This is a genomic window from Bradyrhizobium shewense, assembly GCF_900094605.1.
GTDB lineage: Bacteria > Pseudomonadota > Alphaproteobacteria > Rhizobiales > Xanthobacteraceae > Bradyrhizobium > Bradyrhizobium shewense.
Genome location: NZ_FMAI01000014.1, coordinates 56880 through 73584, shown reverse-complemented (window position 1 = coordinate 73584; position 16705 = coordinate 56880). Strand labels below are relative to the sequence as shown.

The 16705-nt window shown below is 67.8% G+C and carries 15 protein-coding genes; all 15 read right to left on the bottom strand.

The window, feature by feature from the left end; translation table 11 throughout:
* Positions 1-19: 19 nt before the first annotated feature.
* From GA0061098_RS25120 to GA0061098_RS25050, 15 genes are read right to left on the bottom strand one after another with little or no spacing between them, the layout of a single operon-like run.
* A complete protein-coding gene (locus GA0061098_RS25120; protein WP_091962761.1) occupies positions 20-904 on the bottom strand; it encodes an amidohydrolase family protein in 885 nt (294 codons plus the stop codon).
* The gene (locus tag GA0061098_RS25115) at positions 901-2022 is read right to left on the bottom strand and encodes a vWA domain-containing protein (RefSeq protein WP_091962756.1); all 1122 of its coding nucleotides are present in this window, start codon (positions 2020-2022) and stop codon (positions 901-903) included. Before GA0061098_RS25115 ends, GA0061098_RS25120 begins: the two co-directional genes overlap by 4 nt.
* Positions 2019-2900 (bottom strand): AAA family ATPase, encoded by an 882-nt coding sequence (locus GA0061098_RS25110; protein ID WP_091962752.1) that lies wholly within the window; start codon positions 2898-2900, stop codon positions 2019-2021. Before GA0061098_RS25110 ends, GA0061098_RS25115 begins: the two co-directional genes overlap by 4 nt.
* Before the next feature lie 10 nt (positions 2901-2910).
* Positions 2911-3933, bottom strand: a complete 1023-nt coding sequence (locus GA0061098_RS25105; RefSeq protein ID WP_018318072.1) for a xanthine dehydrogenase family protein molybdopterin-binding subunit — start codon at positions 3931-3933, stop codon at positions 2911-2913.
* Between the two features lies 1 nt (position 3934).
* Positions 3935-5533, bottom strand: a complete 1599-nt coding sequence (locus GA0061098_RS25100) for a xanthine dehydrogenase family protein molybdopterin-binding subunit (protein ID WP_091962749.1) — start codon at positions 5531-5533, stop codon at positions 3935-3937.
* Between the two features lie 8 nt (positions 5534-5541).
* A complete protein-coding gene (locus tag GA0061098_RS25095; protein ID WP_028143768.1) occupies positions 5542-6018 on the bottom strand; it encodes a (2Fe-2S)-binding protein in 477 nt (158 codons plus the stop codon).
* Between the two features lie 5 nt (positions 6019-6023).
* A complete protein-coding gene (locus GA0061098_RS25090; protein WP_091962746.1) occupies positions 6024-6842 on the bottom strand; it encodes an FAD binding domain-containing protein in 819 nt (272 codons plus the stop codon).
* Between the two features lie 2 nt (positions 6843-6844).
* A complete protein-coding gene (locus GA0061098_RS25085) occupies positions 6845-7288 on the bottom strand; it encodes an SRPBCC family protein (protein WP_091962742.1) in 444 nt (147 codons plus the stop codon).
* A 2-nt stretch (positions 7289-7290) separates the two neighbouring features.
* Positions 7291-7728, bottom strand: a complete 438-nt coding sequence (locus tag GA0061098_RS25080; RefSeq protein WP_060735681.1) for an SRPBCC family protein — start codon at positions 7726-7728, stop codon at positions 7291-7293.
* A gap of 9 nt (positions 7729-7737) precedes the next feature.
* Complete coding sequence (locus tag GA0061098_RS25075; RefSeq protein WP_091962739.1) at positions 7738-10653, bottom strand: flotillin family protein; 2916 nt, start codon at positions 10651-10653, stop codon at positions 7738-7740.
* Positions 10654-10679: 26 nt separating this feature from the next.
* On the bottom strand, positions 10680-11513 hold the full coding sequence (locus GA0061098_RS25070; protein ID WP_028143764.1) for a phosphoenolpyruvate hydrolase family protein: 834 nt from the start codon (positions 11511-11513) through the stop codon (positions 10680-10682).
* A gap of 3 nt (positions 11514-11516) precedes the next feature.
* Positions 11517-13727, bottom strand: a complete 2211-nt coding sequence (locus GA0061098_RS25065; RefSeq protein WP_091962735.1) for an ABC transporter permease — start codon at positions 13725-13727, stop codon at positions 11517-11519.
* A complete protein-coding gene (locus tag GA0061098_RS25060; RefSeq protein ID WP_091962731.1) occupies positions 13720-14502 on the bottom strand; it encodes an ABC transporter ATP-binding protein in 783 nt (260 codons plus the stop codon). Before GA0061098_RS25060 ends, GA0061098_RS25065 begins: the two co-directional genes overlap by 8 nt.
* Positions 14495-15577, bottom strand: coding sequence for a branched-chain amino acid ABC transporter permease (locus GA0061098_RS25055; RefSeq protein ID WP_091962728.1), 1083 nt, complete (start codon positions 15575-15577; stop codon positions 14495-14497). Before GA0061098_RS25055 ends, GA0061098_RS25060 begins: the two co-directional genes overlap by 8 nt.
* 1 nt (position 15578) lies before the next feature.
* Positions 15579-16589 (bottom strand): branched-chain amino acid ABC transporter permease, encoded by a 1011-nt coding sequence (locus tag GA0061098_RS25050; RefSeq protein WP_091962724.1) that lies wholly within the window; start codon positions 16587-16589, stop codon positions 15579-15581.
* Positions 16590-16705 lie beyond the last annotated feature (116 nt).

Genomic DNA, 16705 nt, shown 5'->3' with positions numbered 1-16705 from the left:
CCTCATTGTTTCTTGTCTGTCAAAGCCGGTAGACGCGCGTCGCCGTCGTCTTGAAGATAGCGTCCTGCTGCTCCGCGCTGAACGGCGCGGCGGCGGTGCGAAAGGCGCCGACGAGCTCGCGATAGCTGGTCCACAATTTCTCGATGGGGAAATTGGAGCCGAACAGGCAGCGCTCGGCGCCGAAGATCGCGACGGTGTCGGTGAGCACGGCGGCGATGTGCGCGGGATCGTTGCGATGGATGAAGGTGCCAAGCCCGGAGAGCTTTGAGACCACGTTCGGACAGGCCGCGAGCCGGGCCATGCCGCCGCGCCAGGCGGCGCGGCCGGCGGGCGAGAGATCCTCCAGCATGCCGGCATGCTGGAGGATGAAGGTCACGTCGGGGCAGGCTTCGGCCAGCGCTGCGGCGTTCGGCATCTGCGGGGTGAACACCTGCAGGTCGAAGCTCCAGCCATAGTCGGCGAGGCGCGCGACGTTGCGGCTGATTATCGGATCGGCGCAGAGATCCGGGCGGGCGGCAAAGCGATAGAGCGGGTTCTCGTGCCAGTGCAGCTGCATGCGCACGCCGCGCACCAGCTTGTAGCGCTTCAGGCGGTCGAACTGCGGGCGGACGTCGTCGACGGCAAAATTGGCATAGGGGACGATCGCGTGCGGCCAGCCGTGTTCGTCCGCAGTCTGCTGCACCCACGCGGCCTCGTCCTCGAAGCGGTCGTTGGCCCAGTTGGTTTGCACATAGACCGAACGCGTGACGCCGGTACCCTTGAGGTCGTCGAGATATTCCTGGATCGGGTAGTCGCGCCGGATCGGCTCGTAAGGTCCGAAGATGCGCGACTGCATGGGGCCGATCAGCCAGGGCAGGTCGGCTTGCCGCCAGATGTGATGATGGCCGTCGACAATATCGCTCACGCCGCTCTCCTTCGTCCCAACGCCAGAATATGCGCGACGATCGACGCGCTCGAACCGCCATCCACGAGGTCGTCGACGAAGCGCTCGATGGCGACGAGCGCCTCGGTCTGCGGGCGGAAGCCGGGGCTTGTCGCCAGCGGCGTCAGCCAGCTCAAGCGCCAGGCTCGCCGCGACAATTTCGCGACGGCGTCGCGAAGTGCGTCGGTCTCGCCGCGCTCGAGTCCGTCGGAGACGATCACCACCGCGGCGCCGCGGGCATAGCCGCCGAACCGGGGCACCGCGAGAAAGGCCTGGAGCGCGTCGCCGATGCGGGTGCCGCCGTCCCAGTCGCCGACCAGGTGCGCGGCGGCGTTCATGGCCTGCTCGCGTCGCTTCAGCCGCAACGGGCGGGTGACGCGGGTCAGCCGTGTGCCGAAGGTGAAGACCTCGACGCCGGGCGCGGCCTGCACCAACGCATGCGCGAGCTTCATGTTCTCCTCGGTGCGGTTCTTCATCGAGCCGGAGACGTCGATCAGAAGTAGCATCTTGCGCGGACGCTGGCGCCGCTTCATGTGACCGAGCCGCAGGATCTCGCCGTCGCTGCGGACGCTGTCGCGCAAGGTGCGGCGGAGATCGGCAAACGGCCCGCGGCGGGCGCGCATGCGGCGATGGCCGCGTCGTCGCGGCAGGCGCCGCGGTGCCTCCCGCGTCAGGCGGCGCAATGCGTCCGTGCTCGAGGTCGCCCCAAAGCGGCGCTCGACCAGGGCCTCGCTTCGGGTCGCGGTGAGGCCGGACTCGTTGGCTTCGTCGGAGAGCAGGGGAGCCTCGTCGCTGCGGCCCTCCTCCTGGAGGCGAACCGTCTCGTCGTCCTCGCCTTCGTCGTCCCGTGCGATGGCTTCGCTGCCGCGGAAGTGGAGATCGAACAGCCGGTCGAAGGTCGCGCGCCGTTCGGGCGGCGGAGCCAGCGTCGCGAGGGCGGCTTGCCTGACATGCTCGATGTCGCGCGGGCCGAGCAGCTCGATCGCGGCGAGGAACGTGGTGGTTTGCTCGGGCGCCACGGCAAAGCCGTTCGCGCGCAGCAGCGGGACGAAGGCGACGAAGATGCGCGCGGCGCGCGGGAGCTGCGGTTCGGCGCTCATGCGGTCGCCTCCGCGAGCATGGCGTCGAGCCGCGGCGAGATGAAATGCAGGTCCTCTTCGTCCTTCAGCGCCACGCCGATCGAGCGCTTGAATGCATCCGGCCAGCGGGCCCCGCCCTTGTGCAGCAGGGTCGCGGCCTCGGCCCAGTCGACGGCCTCGGCAATGCCGGGCGCCTTGCTGAGAGGTTCGCGCCGCAATTTCTCCACGGCTGCGACGACCGCGCGGGCGGTGGCCTCGGCGACGCTGGAGGCGCGCATCATGATGATCCGCGCCTCGCGCTCAGCGGTCGGATAGTCGATCCAGTGATAGACGCAGCGGCGGCGCAAGGCTTCGTGCAAATCGCGCGTCCGGTTCGACGTCAGCACGACCACGGGGCGCTCCGCCGCGCGAACCGTGCCGCGCTCGGGAATCGAGATCTGGAAGTCGGAGAGGAATTCGAGCAGGAACGCCTCGAACTCCTGGTCGGCGCGGTCGATTTCGTCGATCAGGAGCACGGTGGAATCGGGCGCGCGGAGCGCGGCGAGCATCGGCCGCTCGATCAGGAAGGTCTCGCCATAGATGTCGATGCTCTCGTCGCCGGCCTGGCGGATCGCCAGCATCTGGCGCGGGTAGTTCCACTCATAGAGCGCGGCAGAAGCGTCGATGCCCTCGTAGCATTGCAGGCGGATCAGGCGCCGGCCGAGCACGGCGGCGATCGCCTTGGCGGCTTCCGTCTTGCCGACGCCGGGCGCGCCTTCCAGCAGCAGCGGCTTGCCGAGCGCGAGGCCGAGATAGGCCGCGGTCGCAAGGCCTTCGTCGGCGAGGTAATAGGCTGCCCGAAGCGCTCTCTCCAGCGCCTCGGGGCTGTCGATGCCGACGATGTTGCTGCGAACCGTCACGACCGATCCTCTAGCGCCGCGCCTGCGGCCGCGCGCCGCCCTGGGCCTTGATCGCGCGCAGCACCTTTTCGGGCGTGATCGGCAGGTCGTCGATGCGCACGCCGACGGCGTTGAAGATCGCATTCGCAACGGCCGGCAGCACCGGATTGGCGCACATCTCGCCGGGGCCCTTGGCCCCGAACGGACCATCGGGAGCGGGGCGTTCCAGCACGGCGATATCGTGGGGGCAGATGTCGCCGGGGCCGGGCATCAGATATTCGACGAAGTCGCGCGGGCCGTGAACGGGATCGGGATAATAGGGCTCCGGGGTCTCGTAGAGTGCGTGGCTGACGCCCATCCAGGCGCCGCCGACCAGTTGCTGCTCGACCAGACGCGGGTTCAGCGCGCGGCCGAGCTCATAGGCGGAATCCATCCGGACCATCGCGACATCGCCGGTCTCGTCGTCGACCTCGACCTCGGCGACGAGGCAGGCATGGGCGTAACAGGTTGCCGGCGACATCTCGCCGGTTTCAGGGTCGACGTTCGACAGCGGCACCAGAAAGATGCCGCGGCCCGAAATGGTCTTGCCCTGCTTGAACTGCGCGGCAATCGCGACATCCTTGGTCGAGATCGACCGATGCGGCGCGCCCTTGACGTGGATATTGCCGCGGCCGTCGGTTTCGAGATCGGCGGCATTGACCTCGAGCTCCTCGGCCGCCGCCTCCATCATCACCCCGCGCGCTTCGCGAGCGGCAGCCATCACGGCGTTGCCAACCCGGTGGGTGCCGCGCGAGGCGAACGAGCCCATGCAGTGCGGGCCGGTGTCGGAATCGGCGGTGTCGACATAGACGTCCTCGACCGGCACGCCCAGCGTCTCGGCGCAGATCTGCCGCGTCACCGACTTCATGCCCTGGCCGAGGTCGATCGACGACAGCGCCACCGTGAACTTGCCGCTGGGATTGGAGTGAACCAGGGCCTGGCTCGGGTCGCCGCCAAGGTTCATGCCGATGGGATAGTTGATCGACGCCATGCCGCGTCCGCGATGCCTGGTCATGTCAGCGTCTCCTGGTGCCAAACACGGACGAGAACCGGGTCGCGCCGTGGGATGGTGCGGACGGGCGCGGCGGGGGAGGCGGCGGCGTCGTTGGCGGCGGAGGCGGCTCGCGCGGCGGTTCCCGCGTCGCGGTCACCGGCGCACGGTCATAGCTCGTGCGCTGCTGTGCAGGCGCAGCCGGACGCGCGCGCGACTCCGTTGGCGTCGGCGGGATCGCGGCGCGGCTGCCGCCGCCGTCCTTGCGCGAGGAGGCGCGCCTGAACTCGTCGCGGATCGGCCATTTGGCCTTTTCAGCCGCGACCTGCACGCATTCGATCAGCGCGGTGTTCTTGGCCTCGCGCCGGTGCGCCTTCATGTCGCCGTCGCGATAGGCGTTGAGGATGCGGAACTCCATCGGATCCATGCCGACGAGGTTTGCGAGCTTGTCCATCTGGCATTCGATTGCAAAGTCCATCGCGGTGACGCCGAAGCCGCGCATGGCGGTCGCAGGCGTGCGATTGGTGAAGACGCAGTAGACGTCGCCATAGACGTTCGGGATGGTGTAGGGCCCCGGCAGATGGGCGGCGCATTTCACGGCGGCATAGCTCGACAGCCGCGTATAGGCGCCGCTGTCGAAATAGGCGCGGATCTTGCGCGCGACGATGCGGCCGTCGCGCATCACGCCGTCCTTGATGTAGATGCGCTCGGCGCCGCGCGGCGGGCCGTACTGCATCTCCTCCTCGCGCCCGAACACGTAGCGGACGGGCCGCCCTGTCAGCATGGCGCCGAGGATGGCGAGCGGCTCGGTCAGGGTGTCCACCTTGCCGCCGAAGCCGCCACCAACGGTGCCGCCGATGAAGTGGAACGTGTTGGAGGGCACGTCCAGAATCTTGGCGCAGGTGTCCACCGAGAAGAACAGCGCCTGGGTCGAGGTGTAGACGACGTAGCGGCCATTGGTGTCGGGCGCCGCAATCGCGCCGTTGGTCTCAGTCGGGGCGTGCTCGATCGGCGACATCTGGTAGCGCTGCTCCAGCACGTGGTCGGCGCTCGCGAGCGCGGCGTCGGCATCGCCGAAGCGTAGGCGCTGGTGATCGTAGACGTCGTGATAGATGAAGGCGTTCTTCGGATAGGTCTCATTGACCACGGGCGCGCCGGGCTTCAGCGCATCCTCGACGTCGAACACAGCCGGGAGTGGCTCATAGTCGACCTTGACCTTCGCGATGGCCTCGAACGCCTCACGCTCGCTGTCGGCGACAATGGCGAGGATCGGCTCACCCTTGTAGCGGACCTTGTCGACCGCCAGCGACGGCTCGTCATCCTTGCCGAAGTTGATCAGGCTGAGAAGCGTGTTGAGATTGACCGGCACATCGGTGCCGCGGATGATGCGGCGAACGCCGGCCGAACGTTCGGCCTCGGTGGTATCGATGCGACGGATCCTTGCATGGGCCTGTGTCGAGCGTACGACCTTCAGGTGCAGCATGCCTTGCAGCTTGTGATCGTTGAAGTAGTTCGACGTGCCCGTGACATGGCCGAGCATGTCCTGACGCTGGGTGCCCTTGCCGATTTCCTTGAGGTTATCGTCGCGCTCGTCGGCGAAGATGTCCTTGCGCAGTTCCAGCATGATCTACCTCAGGCGCTGACACGGCCGCTCGCGGCGGCAAGGATGGCATTGATGATCGGCTCATAGCCGGTGCAGCGGCAGATGTTGCCCGAGATGGCCTCAATGACCTCGTCGCGGCTCGGCGAGGGATTGCGGTCGAGTAGCGCCTTGGCGGCCATCAGCATACCCGGCGTGCAATAGCCGCACTGGGCCGCGAAATGGTCGGCGAAGGCGCGCTGCAGCGGGTGCAGGTTCGGGCCCTGCTTCATGCCGTCGAGCGTCTCGATCGAACGGCCGGCCACCGTCTCCGCCAGCGTCAGGCAGGAGAGATGAAGCTCGCCATCGATGAGCACGCTGCAGGTGCCGCAGCCGCCCTGGCCGCAGCCGAATTTCGGCGTCATGTCGCCGATCAGCTCGCGCAGCGCGACCAGAAGATTGGTGCCGCCGTCGACGAAGATCGCGACGTCGCGACCGTTGTGACGAAATTGCAGGGGTATCTTGGACATGGGCTCTAATCCTGGCCTGACAGCAGGCGGCGCAGATGGACGCCGACGATCTCACGGCGATACCAGGCGCTGCCGAGCGCGTTGTCGGATGGCGATGTCCCCTCAGTCGCCGCGGATGCGGCGGCCGCGATGGTCGCGGCATCCAGCGATCGGCCCTCCAGCGCGCGCTCGGCGGCGCGGGCGCGGATCTGGGTCGGCGCCATCGATCCCAGCGCGATCCGGGCGCCCGCAATCCGTCCGCCGCTGACCGGCAGATGCGCCGCAAGCGTGATGACCGAGCCGCCCTTCGGCTTGATGCGTGCGATCTTGCGATAGCGGAACGCTTCGCTGCTCGCCGGCCGTGTGCAGGAGACCGACAGCACCAGGGTTCCGGCCTGCCGTTCGCGCGCCTGCAAGAACTCTTCGATTGGGGTGTCGCGTGAACCAAAACCGCCGGCGACGGCGACGGTAGCATCGAGCGCCAGTAGCGCGACGGTGAAATCGCCATAGGGACTGGGCGCGAAGAGATTACCGCCGACCGTGCCCATGTTGCGCACGGCGGGACCGCCGATCGAACGGGCGGGCGCGTGCAGGAAGGCGAGGTCCCGCTCCGCAAGGATGCGCGCGAAGGTGACGCCGGCGCCGAGCGTGATGCGCGGCCCCGAGGCGTCGATCCGGGTCAGCGCCTGGTCCTGGGCGCGGACCACCGTCGAGATCGCGACATCGCCCTCGTTCAATGCCCGCATCACCAGCGTGCCGCCGCCGAGATAGCGCGCGGTGCGGTCCGAGGACAATGCCCCCGCCGCCTCGCTGGCGCTTGCAAACGTCTTCACTGTCACGGCCATGACTATGCGGCCTCCCTCAGATGCCGGCGGATTGCGTCGAACCCGGCCTGGTAAATGTCTTCTGCGACCATGTGGGTGATGCGGTCGCGATCCTCCGGCTTCGTGGTGAAGCGGGATTCCCAGTGCCAAAAGGTGCGGTCGCCGTCGGTGACCGGCAGCAGCCGGACATGGGCGACGTAGTTGAACATCGGCACCGGCGTATCGAGCAGGCAATAGCTGAAGGACTGTTCCAGGTCCGACAGCGCCAGCAATTGCTCGCGCAGCTCGGAGCCGTCGTTGAGCTTGAACCGCCTGATGCAGCCGATCTTGTCGGAGGACTGCGCGCGCTCGATCGAGGAGGTCGCAACAACCGGATGCCAACGATCGTGCCCGTTGAAATCGCGCAGCACGGTCCACACCGCATCGGTCGGTGCGTCCAGGATCGTGCTCTTGACGATATGCGGCACGGTCAGCCTCCGAACACGCGCTTGAGCGCATCGAACCCGCCCTGGAACACGCCGCCGCCGATATTGTTCACGAGCTCGGCCTCACGCTCCGGCGCGCAGTCGAATTCGGCGGTCCATTCCATGAAGGTCTGGTCGCCGTCGGTGACGGGGGTCAGCCGCAGGGTCGCGACGTAGTTCTCGACACCCATCGGAGATTCCAGGATCGAATAGGTGCAGAACATGTCGTAGTCGGAGAGGCCGAGCAGCTTCTCGCGGATGCGGTCGCCGTTGCGCAGTCGAAAATCCCGCACACAACCGATCTTGTCCGAGGGCTCGCCGCCCTCGATACGGCTTTCGGCGATGGCCGGATGCCAGTTCGGCAAGCCGTTGAAATCGCGCACCCGCGCCCAGACGCGGTCGTTGCGGGCATTGACGACGGTAGAGACGTAGACGCGAGCCATGGTGCGACCTCAGCTCTTCTTCCTTGGCCCGCGCTCGGCCGGCGGCTCGCCACCTTCGGCCGAGGGGGCCGGCGACGCCGCCGGCTTGTCGCCGCCACCTCCGCCTCCGCCGCTCTTGCGCGCTGACTCCTTGATCCCCTGCATGTCACGGGCTTCGCGGATCAGGCCCGGCATTTTGGAGAGACTGCCGCCTTCGACGCCGATGTCCGACAGGATCGAGTCGATCAGCGGCGCCTGGACGCGATAGCGCAGGGCGGAGTCGATGACTTCGTCGGTGGCGCTGCGGCCGCCATTGCCGCCGTGGCCGTTGCCGTTGAGGCCATCGACCTGGAGAATGCGGATGCCCTCGATCTTCTCCATCGGCTTGACACTCTCGCGGACGATGCCCTCGATTCGGTCGAGCAGCTTGCGGCGGAACAGCGAGTAGCGCGCCTGATCGGTCAGCACGTTCTCGGCCTCGTTCAGCATCCGCTGCGCTTCCGCCTCGACGGCGGCGCGCACGCGCTCGGCTTCCGCGGCGATCCGGGTCTCCTCGGCCTGTTTCTCGGCGATCAGCACCTCGACCGTCTTGCGCCGCTTGGCGATCTCGCTCTCGCGCGCGGTGATGACGCGCTCGGTGGCTTCGGTCGCGCGCATCCGCGCTTCCTCGGCCGACGCCTTGGCGGCGGACTCCTCCAGAGATTTCAGATGGATGGCGATGGCCTTCTCCATCAGGACGGTCTCGACCTCCTTCTCGCGGTTGACCTCGAGCTTGCGCAGCTCGCGCTCGCGGCCGACGCGGGCTTCGTCGAGGCCGCGGTCGGATGCGATGCGCGCGCGCTCGACCTCCTCGCGAGAGGCGATCTCGGCCTCCTGTAGCGACTGGACGCGGGCGACCTCGAGCTGCTCGATCGAGCGGCGGCGCTCGATGCGGGCGGCTTCCAGCGCCTGCTCGCGCGAGACGTCGGTGGTCTCGACCTCCTTGCGCGCGACGATCTCGGCCTGCCGGACCTGGCGGTCGGCATCGATCCGCTCGGACTTCTTGGTCGACAGCGCGATGACGCGGTCCTCGTCGGCGATCTCGATCGCCTTCTTCTGCTCGATGTTGAGCACCTCGCGCTTCTTGGAGGAATTGATGCGCTCGGCCTCGAGCGCCAAATCGACCGTGATGCGCTGGCGCTCGATGGCGTCGCGCCGCTTCAGCTCGGCCGCTTCCAGCACGCCGGTGCGCTCGATTTCGAGCGAACGGGTGTCGCGCTCGGCCTGGATGCGCTCGGCCGCGACCGCCTTCTCCTGGGCTATGCGGGCCGCCTCGATCGCCTCGCGCGAGGCGATGTCGGCCTCCTCGACGGCGCGGTTGCGGGCGATCTCCAGCGAGCGCACGCGCTCCTCCTGAGCGATCCGGCTGGCCTCCGTGGTCTCGCGCGCGGCGATGCCGGCGACGTCCAGCGCCTGGTTGCGCTCGATCTCCAGCTGCCGCGTGTTCTGCTCGGCGGCGATCCGTTCGGCGGCGAGCGTTCGCTCGCGGGCGATGCGGGCGGCCTCGACCGCGCGCTGCGCCTCAATCTCGGCCTCCTGGATGGTGCGCACCTGCTGGATCTCCAGCGCGCGGGTGCGTTCATCTGAGGAGATGCGCTCGACATTGACGATCAGCGTCTGGGCAATGCGGGCCTTTTCGGTCGCCTCGCGCGCGGCGATCTCGGCCTCGTCGACGGCGCGCGTGCGCTCGATCTCGCGGCGGCGCGTTTCCTCCTCGTTGGCGATGCGGGCGTCGGTGACGACGCGGTCCTGCTGGATCCGCGCCTTCTCGATCGCTTCGCGCGCCGCGATCTCGGCTTCCTCGACGGTCCGCATCCGCTCGATCTCGCGCTGGCGCACGTCGCGTTCGGATGCGATCCGCGTGGTGTCGATCGAGCGCTGGTTGGCGATCCTCGTCTTCTCGATCTCCTCGCGCGCCAGCAGCTCCTTTTCCTCAATGGTGCGGGTCCGTTCGATCTCCTTCTGGCGGGTCTCGCGCTCGGAGGCGATGCGGGCCTCCGCGATCGCTTGGTCGTTGGCGATGCGGGCGCGCTCGATGGCTTCGCGCGCGGAGATCTGCGCCTGCTCGGCCTCGGTCTCGCGCAGCGCCCGTTCGCGGGCGACTTCCGTGCGCTGAAGCGCACGGCGCATCTCGATGTCGCGTTCCTGTTCCAGCCGCGCGGTCTCGCTCTCGCGCTCGATCTCCAGCGCCTGCCGCTCGGCCTCCAGATTGCGAGCACGGATCTTGATCATCGAGTCCTGCTCGATGTCATTGCGCAGCTTCCGCTTGGCCTCGATGTCCTGCATCAGCTGGGTCAGGCCTTCGGCGTCGAACCGGTTCGAGGGGTTGAAGAATTCGAGATCGGTCTGGTCGAGATCGGTGATGGCGACCGATTCAAGCTCGAGGCCGTTCTGGGCAAGGGCTTCCGCCGCATTGGTCTTGACCCGCACAACATAGTCACCGCGCCGCTCGTGCATCTCCTCCATGGTCATCTCGGAGGCGACCGAACGGATCGCGGAGATGAACTTGCCGGCGAGCAGCGCATGCAGCTGCCCCGGCTCCATGGTGCGGCGCCCGAGCGTCGCCGCCGCGATCGAGACGGCTTCGCGGGTCGGCTGCACCCGGACATAGAAATCGGCCTCGATGTCGACGCGCATGCGGTCGCGGGTGATCACGGCATCCTGCCTGGAGCGGACGATGCCCATCGGCAGCACGTTCATGTTGACGGGCGTGTAATCGTGGATGAACGGCAGCACGAAGGCGCCGCCATTGATCACCACGCGTTCGCCGAGAAAACCGGTCCGGACGAACGAGGTCTCCTTGGAGGAGCGATGGTAGAGCCAGTTCACGATATAGACGCCGACCACGATCACGACGATCGCGACGATCAGCCAGAGGATCAATTCACCGACCAACATCCCCGACATCTTTTCCTCCCTCGAACCTTCGGGCGTTAACGCGCGCCGATCGCCTTGAATTGACGTACCTGCTCCGTCAGCGCCCGCTCCACGGGCAGCCGCTCCATCGAGGAGGCTCCGTAGAAGCCATGGCAGTGGCGGGTGTTCTTCATGATGAAATCGGCATCGGCGGGATCCGCGATCGGGCCGCCATGCGCCAGCACCAGGATATCAGGATTGACGCTGAGCGCGGCGGAGGCCCAGGTGTCGATCTGCGCCGGACAGTCCTTCAGCTTCAATGCGGTCTGCGCGCCGATCGACCCGCCGGTCGTCAGCCCCATGTGGCAGACGACGATGTCGGCGCCGGCGATCGCCATCGCGGCGGCCTCTTTCTCGCTGAACACGTAGGGCGTCGTCAGCATGTCCTTGTCGTGCGCCTTGGCGATCATGTCGATCTCGAGCGCGTAGGACATCCCGGTCTCTTCGAGATTGGCGCGGAAGGTGCCGTCGATCAGGCCGACGGTCGGAAAGTTCTGCACGCCTGCGAAGCCAAGCGCCTTCAGCTGGTCGAGAAACGCGTCCATGTCGCGGAACGGATCGGTGCCGTTGACGCCCGCGAGCACCGGCGTCCTCGTGACCACGGGCAGCACTTCGCCGGCCATCTCCAGCACGATGGCGTTGGCATCGCCGTAAGCCATCAGGCCCGCGAGCGAACCGCGTCCAGCCATGCGGTAGCGTCCGGAATTGTAGATCACGATGAGATCGACGCCGCCGGCCTCCTCGCATTTGGCTGACAGGCCGGTGCCGGCGCCGCCGCCGACGATCGGCTCGCCGCGCTTCGCCATCTCGCGGAACCGCCTCAGAAGTGCTGCGCGTTCAAACCTTGGCATCGCTCACCTCGCTAGTCTCCGCCGCGTGCCGGTGCGGCCGAACAGGGTTCGGAACGCACCGACGATGGCGGCGGCGAAGTCGGGATCGTTGATGTTCTTGGGCGTGCGGATGAGCTGGCGATTGCCGGTCTGCCGCACGGTGCGCTCCAGCGTGCGGAACAGCGCGGCGTCCGTGTCCGGATCCCAGAACGGCTGGCCCCGCGCATCGAGTGCGGAGACGCCGCCCTCGGGCAGGAAGAAGCGCACCGGGCCGTCCATCTGATTGAGGCGCTCGCCGATCCAGTGGCCGATGCGCTCGTTCTCTTCCACGCTCGTCCGCATCAACGTCACTTGCGGATTGTGGACGTGGAATTTGCGGCCGCGGTAGCGCTCGGGAATCGTGTCGGGTGCGCCGAAATTGACCATGTCGAGTGCGCCGACCGAGCCGACATAGGGGATACGCGTGCGGATGATCGCACCGAAGCGGTCCTCGGTTGCGGGAAACACGCCGCCCATCAGGAGATCGCAGACCTCCGTCGTGGTGAGGTCGATGACGCCGGCGAGCTGGCCGGACTCGACGAGTTTCTCCATGGAACGGCCGCCGACGCCGGTGGCATGGAAGACCAGGCACTCAAAATCGTCGCGCAGCTCGGCAGCGATCTTCTGCACCGCCGGCGTCGTCACGCCGAACATGGTGATGCCGACCGACGGCAGGCCGCCGGCCTCCCGCGCCGTCGCGGCGCGCGCGTCCAGCCGCGCCTTGACCATGCCGGCGAGCGCATGGGCGCCGTTGGCCAGCACCGCGCGCGAGATCGAGTTCAGCCCCTGCACGTCGGTGACCGAGTGCATCATGGTGATGTCGGCCGGGCCAACATAGGGCCCGACATCGCCGGAGGCGACGGAGGAGATGATCAGCTTCGGCACCCCGACCGGGAGCGCGCGCATGCCGGGGGCAACCAGCGACGCCGCGCCCGAGCCGCCGGCCGAGATCACGCCGGCGACATTGCCCTGGCGCCGCAGCCAACTGGCGAACGCGTCGGCCATCGCGGTCACGGCCGCGCCGCGGTCGGGGCCGAATACCGCGGCACCGCCGCGGCCGTGGTTGAGGGCGATCTCCTGCGCGGAGACGTCGCAGCTGGAATGCTTGCCACTGGTCGAGACGTCGACCAGCCGCGTGCGCAGGCCGGCTTCGGCGATGATGTCGCGGATGAAGCGCAGCTCGAGGCCCTTGGTGTCGAGCGTGCCGACGACCAGCACGACGGGCGGGCCGGCGGTCTGCGCCGCCATCGGCTCGCGCTTGCGCCGCGCCGTCTCGTCGAGCCGCGCGACTTGCGTCGAGAGCGTGCGGGCTGCGGCCTCGATGCGGGCGATCGGCACCGGCTGCGACCATCGCGTCGGCAGCGTTGGGTTGGAGACGTAGATGCGGATCGGCCCGTCGCGGCGCGGCGCCGGCACCGGTTTTGTGTCCGGGCCGGATGCGGGGATCTCGAGATCCGGCTCGAGCTCAGCGTGAAGCCCGACGCCGAGCAGGCGTTGCTGGAGCTCGCGGTCGGCGGCGAGCCGCGCGGAATCGATGATGCGATTGATGCGGCCATTGACCATGATCGCGACGTTGCGCGAGACCGCGGTGGCGACGCCGATATTCTGCTCGATCACGAGCACGGACATGTCGCCGTCCTCACCGAGCCGCAGCAGCATCTCTTCGACCTGCGCCACGATGACGGGCGCGAGTCCCTCGGTCGGCTCGTCCATGATCAACAGATGCGGATTGGTGAGCAGCGCGCGCGAGATCGCCAGCATCTGCTGCTCGCCGCCCGAGAGCTGGCCGCCGCCGTGATCTTTGCGCTCGGCGAGGCGCGGGAAGGTGTCGTAGATGCGCTCGACCGTCCAGGCGCCGGAGCGCAGGCCGCCGGCCAGCCGCAAATGCTCGTCGACGCTGAGCGAGCGCCACAGACGGCGGCCCTGCGGCACGTAGCCGACGCCGAGCCGGGCGATCTGGGCGGAGGGCCGCCGCGTGATGTCCTCGCCGCTGACACGGATCGACCCGCCGCTGACGCCGACCAGCCCCATGATCGCCTTGCACAGCGTGGTCTTGCCCATGCCGTTGCGGCCGACGACGGAGAACACGCCGCTCTCCAGCGTGAGGTCGACGCCTTGCAGGGCGTGCGAGTGCCCGTAATAGACGTCGAGCCCGCGGACCTCGAGCGCGGCGGCAGGGCGGCGGGCCTCATTCATGGCCGCCTCCGAGATAAAGCTCCTGCACCTCGGGGTCGGACTGGATCTCTTCCGGCAGGCCCTCCTTGAAGATGCGGCCGTTGTGCATCATCGTGACGCTCTCGACGACGCGCAAGGCAACGTCCATGTCGTGCTCGATGATGATGTAGCCGATATGCGCCGGCAGCGAGGTCAGGATCTCGATCAGCTCGGCCCGTTCGGTCGGGGAAAGGCCCGCGGCCGGCTCGTCGAACAGGACGAAGCGCGGGGCGCCGGCGAGCGCAAGCGCGATCTCGAGCTGGCGCTGCTGGCCGTGCGCGAGCTCCGCCACGCGCTGGTCCTTCACGACGGCCAGATGCACGGCCTGGACGAGATTGTCGGCCGCGTGCATCAGGGCATCGTTCTGTCCCGGCCGCAGCAACGAGAACCGCCCGCGCGAGACGCCGCGGCAGGCGAGATAGACATTGTCCTGCACGGTGAGGCCGGGAAACAGCGCCGAGATCTGGTAGGTCCGGCGCAGCCCGCGGCGGATGCGTTCATAGGGCGGGAAATGCGTGACGTCCTCGCCGAAGAAGCGGATGGTGCCGGAGGAGGGCGCGAAGTCGCCGGTGATGCAGTTGAACAACGTGGTCTTGCCGGCGCCGTTGGAGCCGAGCACGGCGCGGCGTTCGCCGGGGCGTACGGTGATGGTGACGTCGGTCAGCGCCGCGAGCGCACCGAACAACCGCGTCACGCCGCGCAGCTCCAGTGCGGCGCCGGCGCCGACGGCCGAGAGGCGTTGGGCGACGCTATCCATGGCCGCGTCCTCCGCCCGGTCGATTTGCAGCCGGTCGCCGGCTCTGGCGCCAGCGCTGCCACAGGCCGATGACGCCGTCCGAGGACCAGAACACGATGGCGAGGAATCCGAGCCCGATCAGCAGCCGGAAGCGGTTGCCGTCGAGGCCGAGCCTGACCAGGAAGTCGAGCGCGAAGGTGCGCAGCAGCACGAAGATCAACGCGCCGATGAAGGGACCGATCGGACGCGTGATGCCGCCGACGACGGCGATGATCAGCACGTCGATGCAGGCGCCGACGCTGACCGAGCCCGGCGAGATCTGGCGGTAGTTCCAGACCTGGAGCACGCCGGCGAGGGCGGCCACGAAGGAGGCGAAGGCATAGGCGGCGACGCGGTGCGCATTGACGTTGAAGCCGAGCGCCGCCATGCGCCTGGGATTGTCGCGGACGCCCTGAAGGGCGAGGCCGAACGGGGCGCGCGAGAGATATTCGACGGCGAAATAGCAGAGCGCGGCGACCGCGAGCACGACGTAATAGAAGGGAATGTCGGCGCGCCAGTTCACGCCCCAGAAGTGCGGCGTCGCCACGGTGTTGATGCCGGTATGGCCGTTGAAGATCGCCCAGTTCTGATTGGTGAAATAATAGAAGGCAGCGCCAATCGCGAGCGTGATCATGATGGTGTAGATGCCTTCGGTGCGCACCGCGAGCGCGCCGCCGAGCGTGCCGAAGGCGGTCGCCAGCGCCAGCGCCATGGGGACCGCGAGCCACCACGGCCAGCCCAGGCTGATATTGGCGTTGCCGCTGACGCCGAACACGGCGACCATGTAGGCCGAGAAGCCCGCGATGGTGAGCTGCATCAGGCTGACCATGCCGCCATAGCCCGCGAGGAACATCAGGCTGAGCGCCATGATGCCGAGGATCAGCGTGGTCGCGAAGATCTCGATCAAGAAGAAGCCGCTCGCGATCAGCGGCATGATCAGGAGAATGACTGCGACGATCCAGGCGGCGGGATTGTTGATCTCCGGCCATGTCCGCGCCGGGCGCTGCGCAACATCGGCGGGACGAACGGCAACGCGGGCATCGTGGGCGAGCGACATGTCAGCGCCTCGCCAACAGGCCTTGCGGCCGGATCGCCAGCACCAGCACCATGATCAGGAAGGTCACGACGATGGCATAGGTCGGGATGTAAACAGAGCCGAGCTGCTCGGCGAGGCCGATGATCAGCGCGCCGAGCGCCGCGCCGGGGATCGAGCCCATGCCGCCCACGATCACGACGACGAGGGAGGCGAGCAGGAAGCGGATGTCCTCGCCCGGGGAAAGTGACTGGAAGGTGCCGCCGACAACGCCGGCGATGCCCGCAAGGCCTGCGCCCAATGCGAACACCGCCACGAAGACGAGCTGGATGCGCACCCCGGTCGCGGCGAGGATATCGCGGTCGTCGACGCCGGCGCGGATGATCATGCCGGCGCGGGTGCGATTGAGCGCGAGCCACATCGCCACGCCGATCACGACGGAGGCGGCGAAGATCACCAGCCGCACCAGGGGATACCGGAGATAGACCGGCTCGCCCGAGGATTTGATCGCCGTGACCAGCGGCAGCTCGATGGGGCCGATCAGCCAGTTCGGCGTCTGGATCTGGTAGAAGTCGCCGCCGCAGGCCCACAGCATGAGATCGGCGAACACGATCGAAAGCCCGATCGTCACCATGGTCTGCCTGAGGTCCTGTCCCTCCATCCGGCGGAACACGATCAGCTGGAGCAGGACGCCGACCAGGGCGGTGAGGATGAAGGCGACAATGAAGCTGAGCAGCCAGGAGCCGGTCGCCGTGCTGATGGCGTAGCCGACATAGCCGCCGAACAGATAGAGCGAGCCGTGCGCGAGGTTGACGTTGCGCATCAGGCCGAAGATCAGCGTGAAGCCGCTGGCGACGAGGAAGTAGAGTCCGCCGAGAGTGATGCCGTTGAAGACCGCGTTGAGGAAGACGCGCTTGCGGCCGATGGCCTCTTCCAGGCCCGGCGGCCAGACCGCGAAGACCAGCCACAGCCCGACGGCGATGGCAATGATCGAGATCAGCGCCCAGGCCGGATGGCGTTCGACGAAGCGGCTCATGTGCGCAGCCCGCCGATCCAGGCCCCGCGCCGGAGGTCCACCGAATGCAGGTCAGACAGGCTTGCAGCGGCTGCTAGCCTCACCATGAACGCGCGCTCCCGTCGGTCGCGACCCTC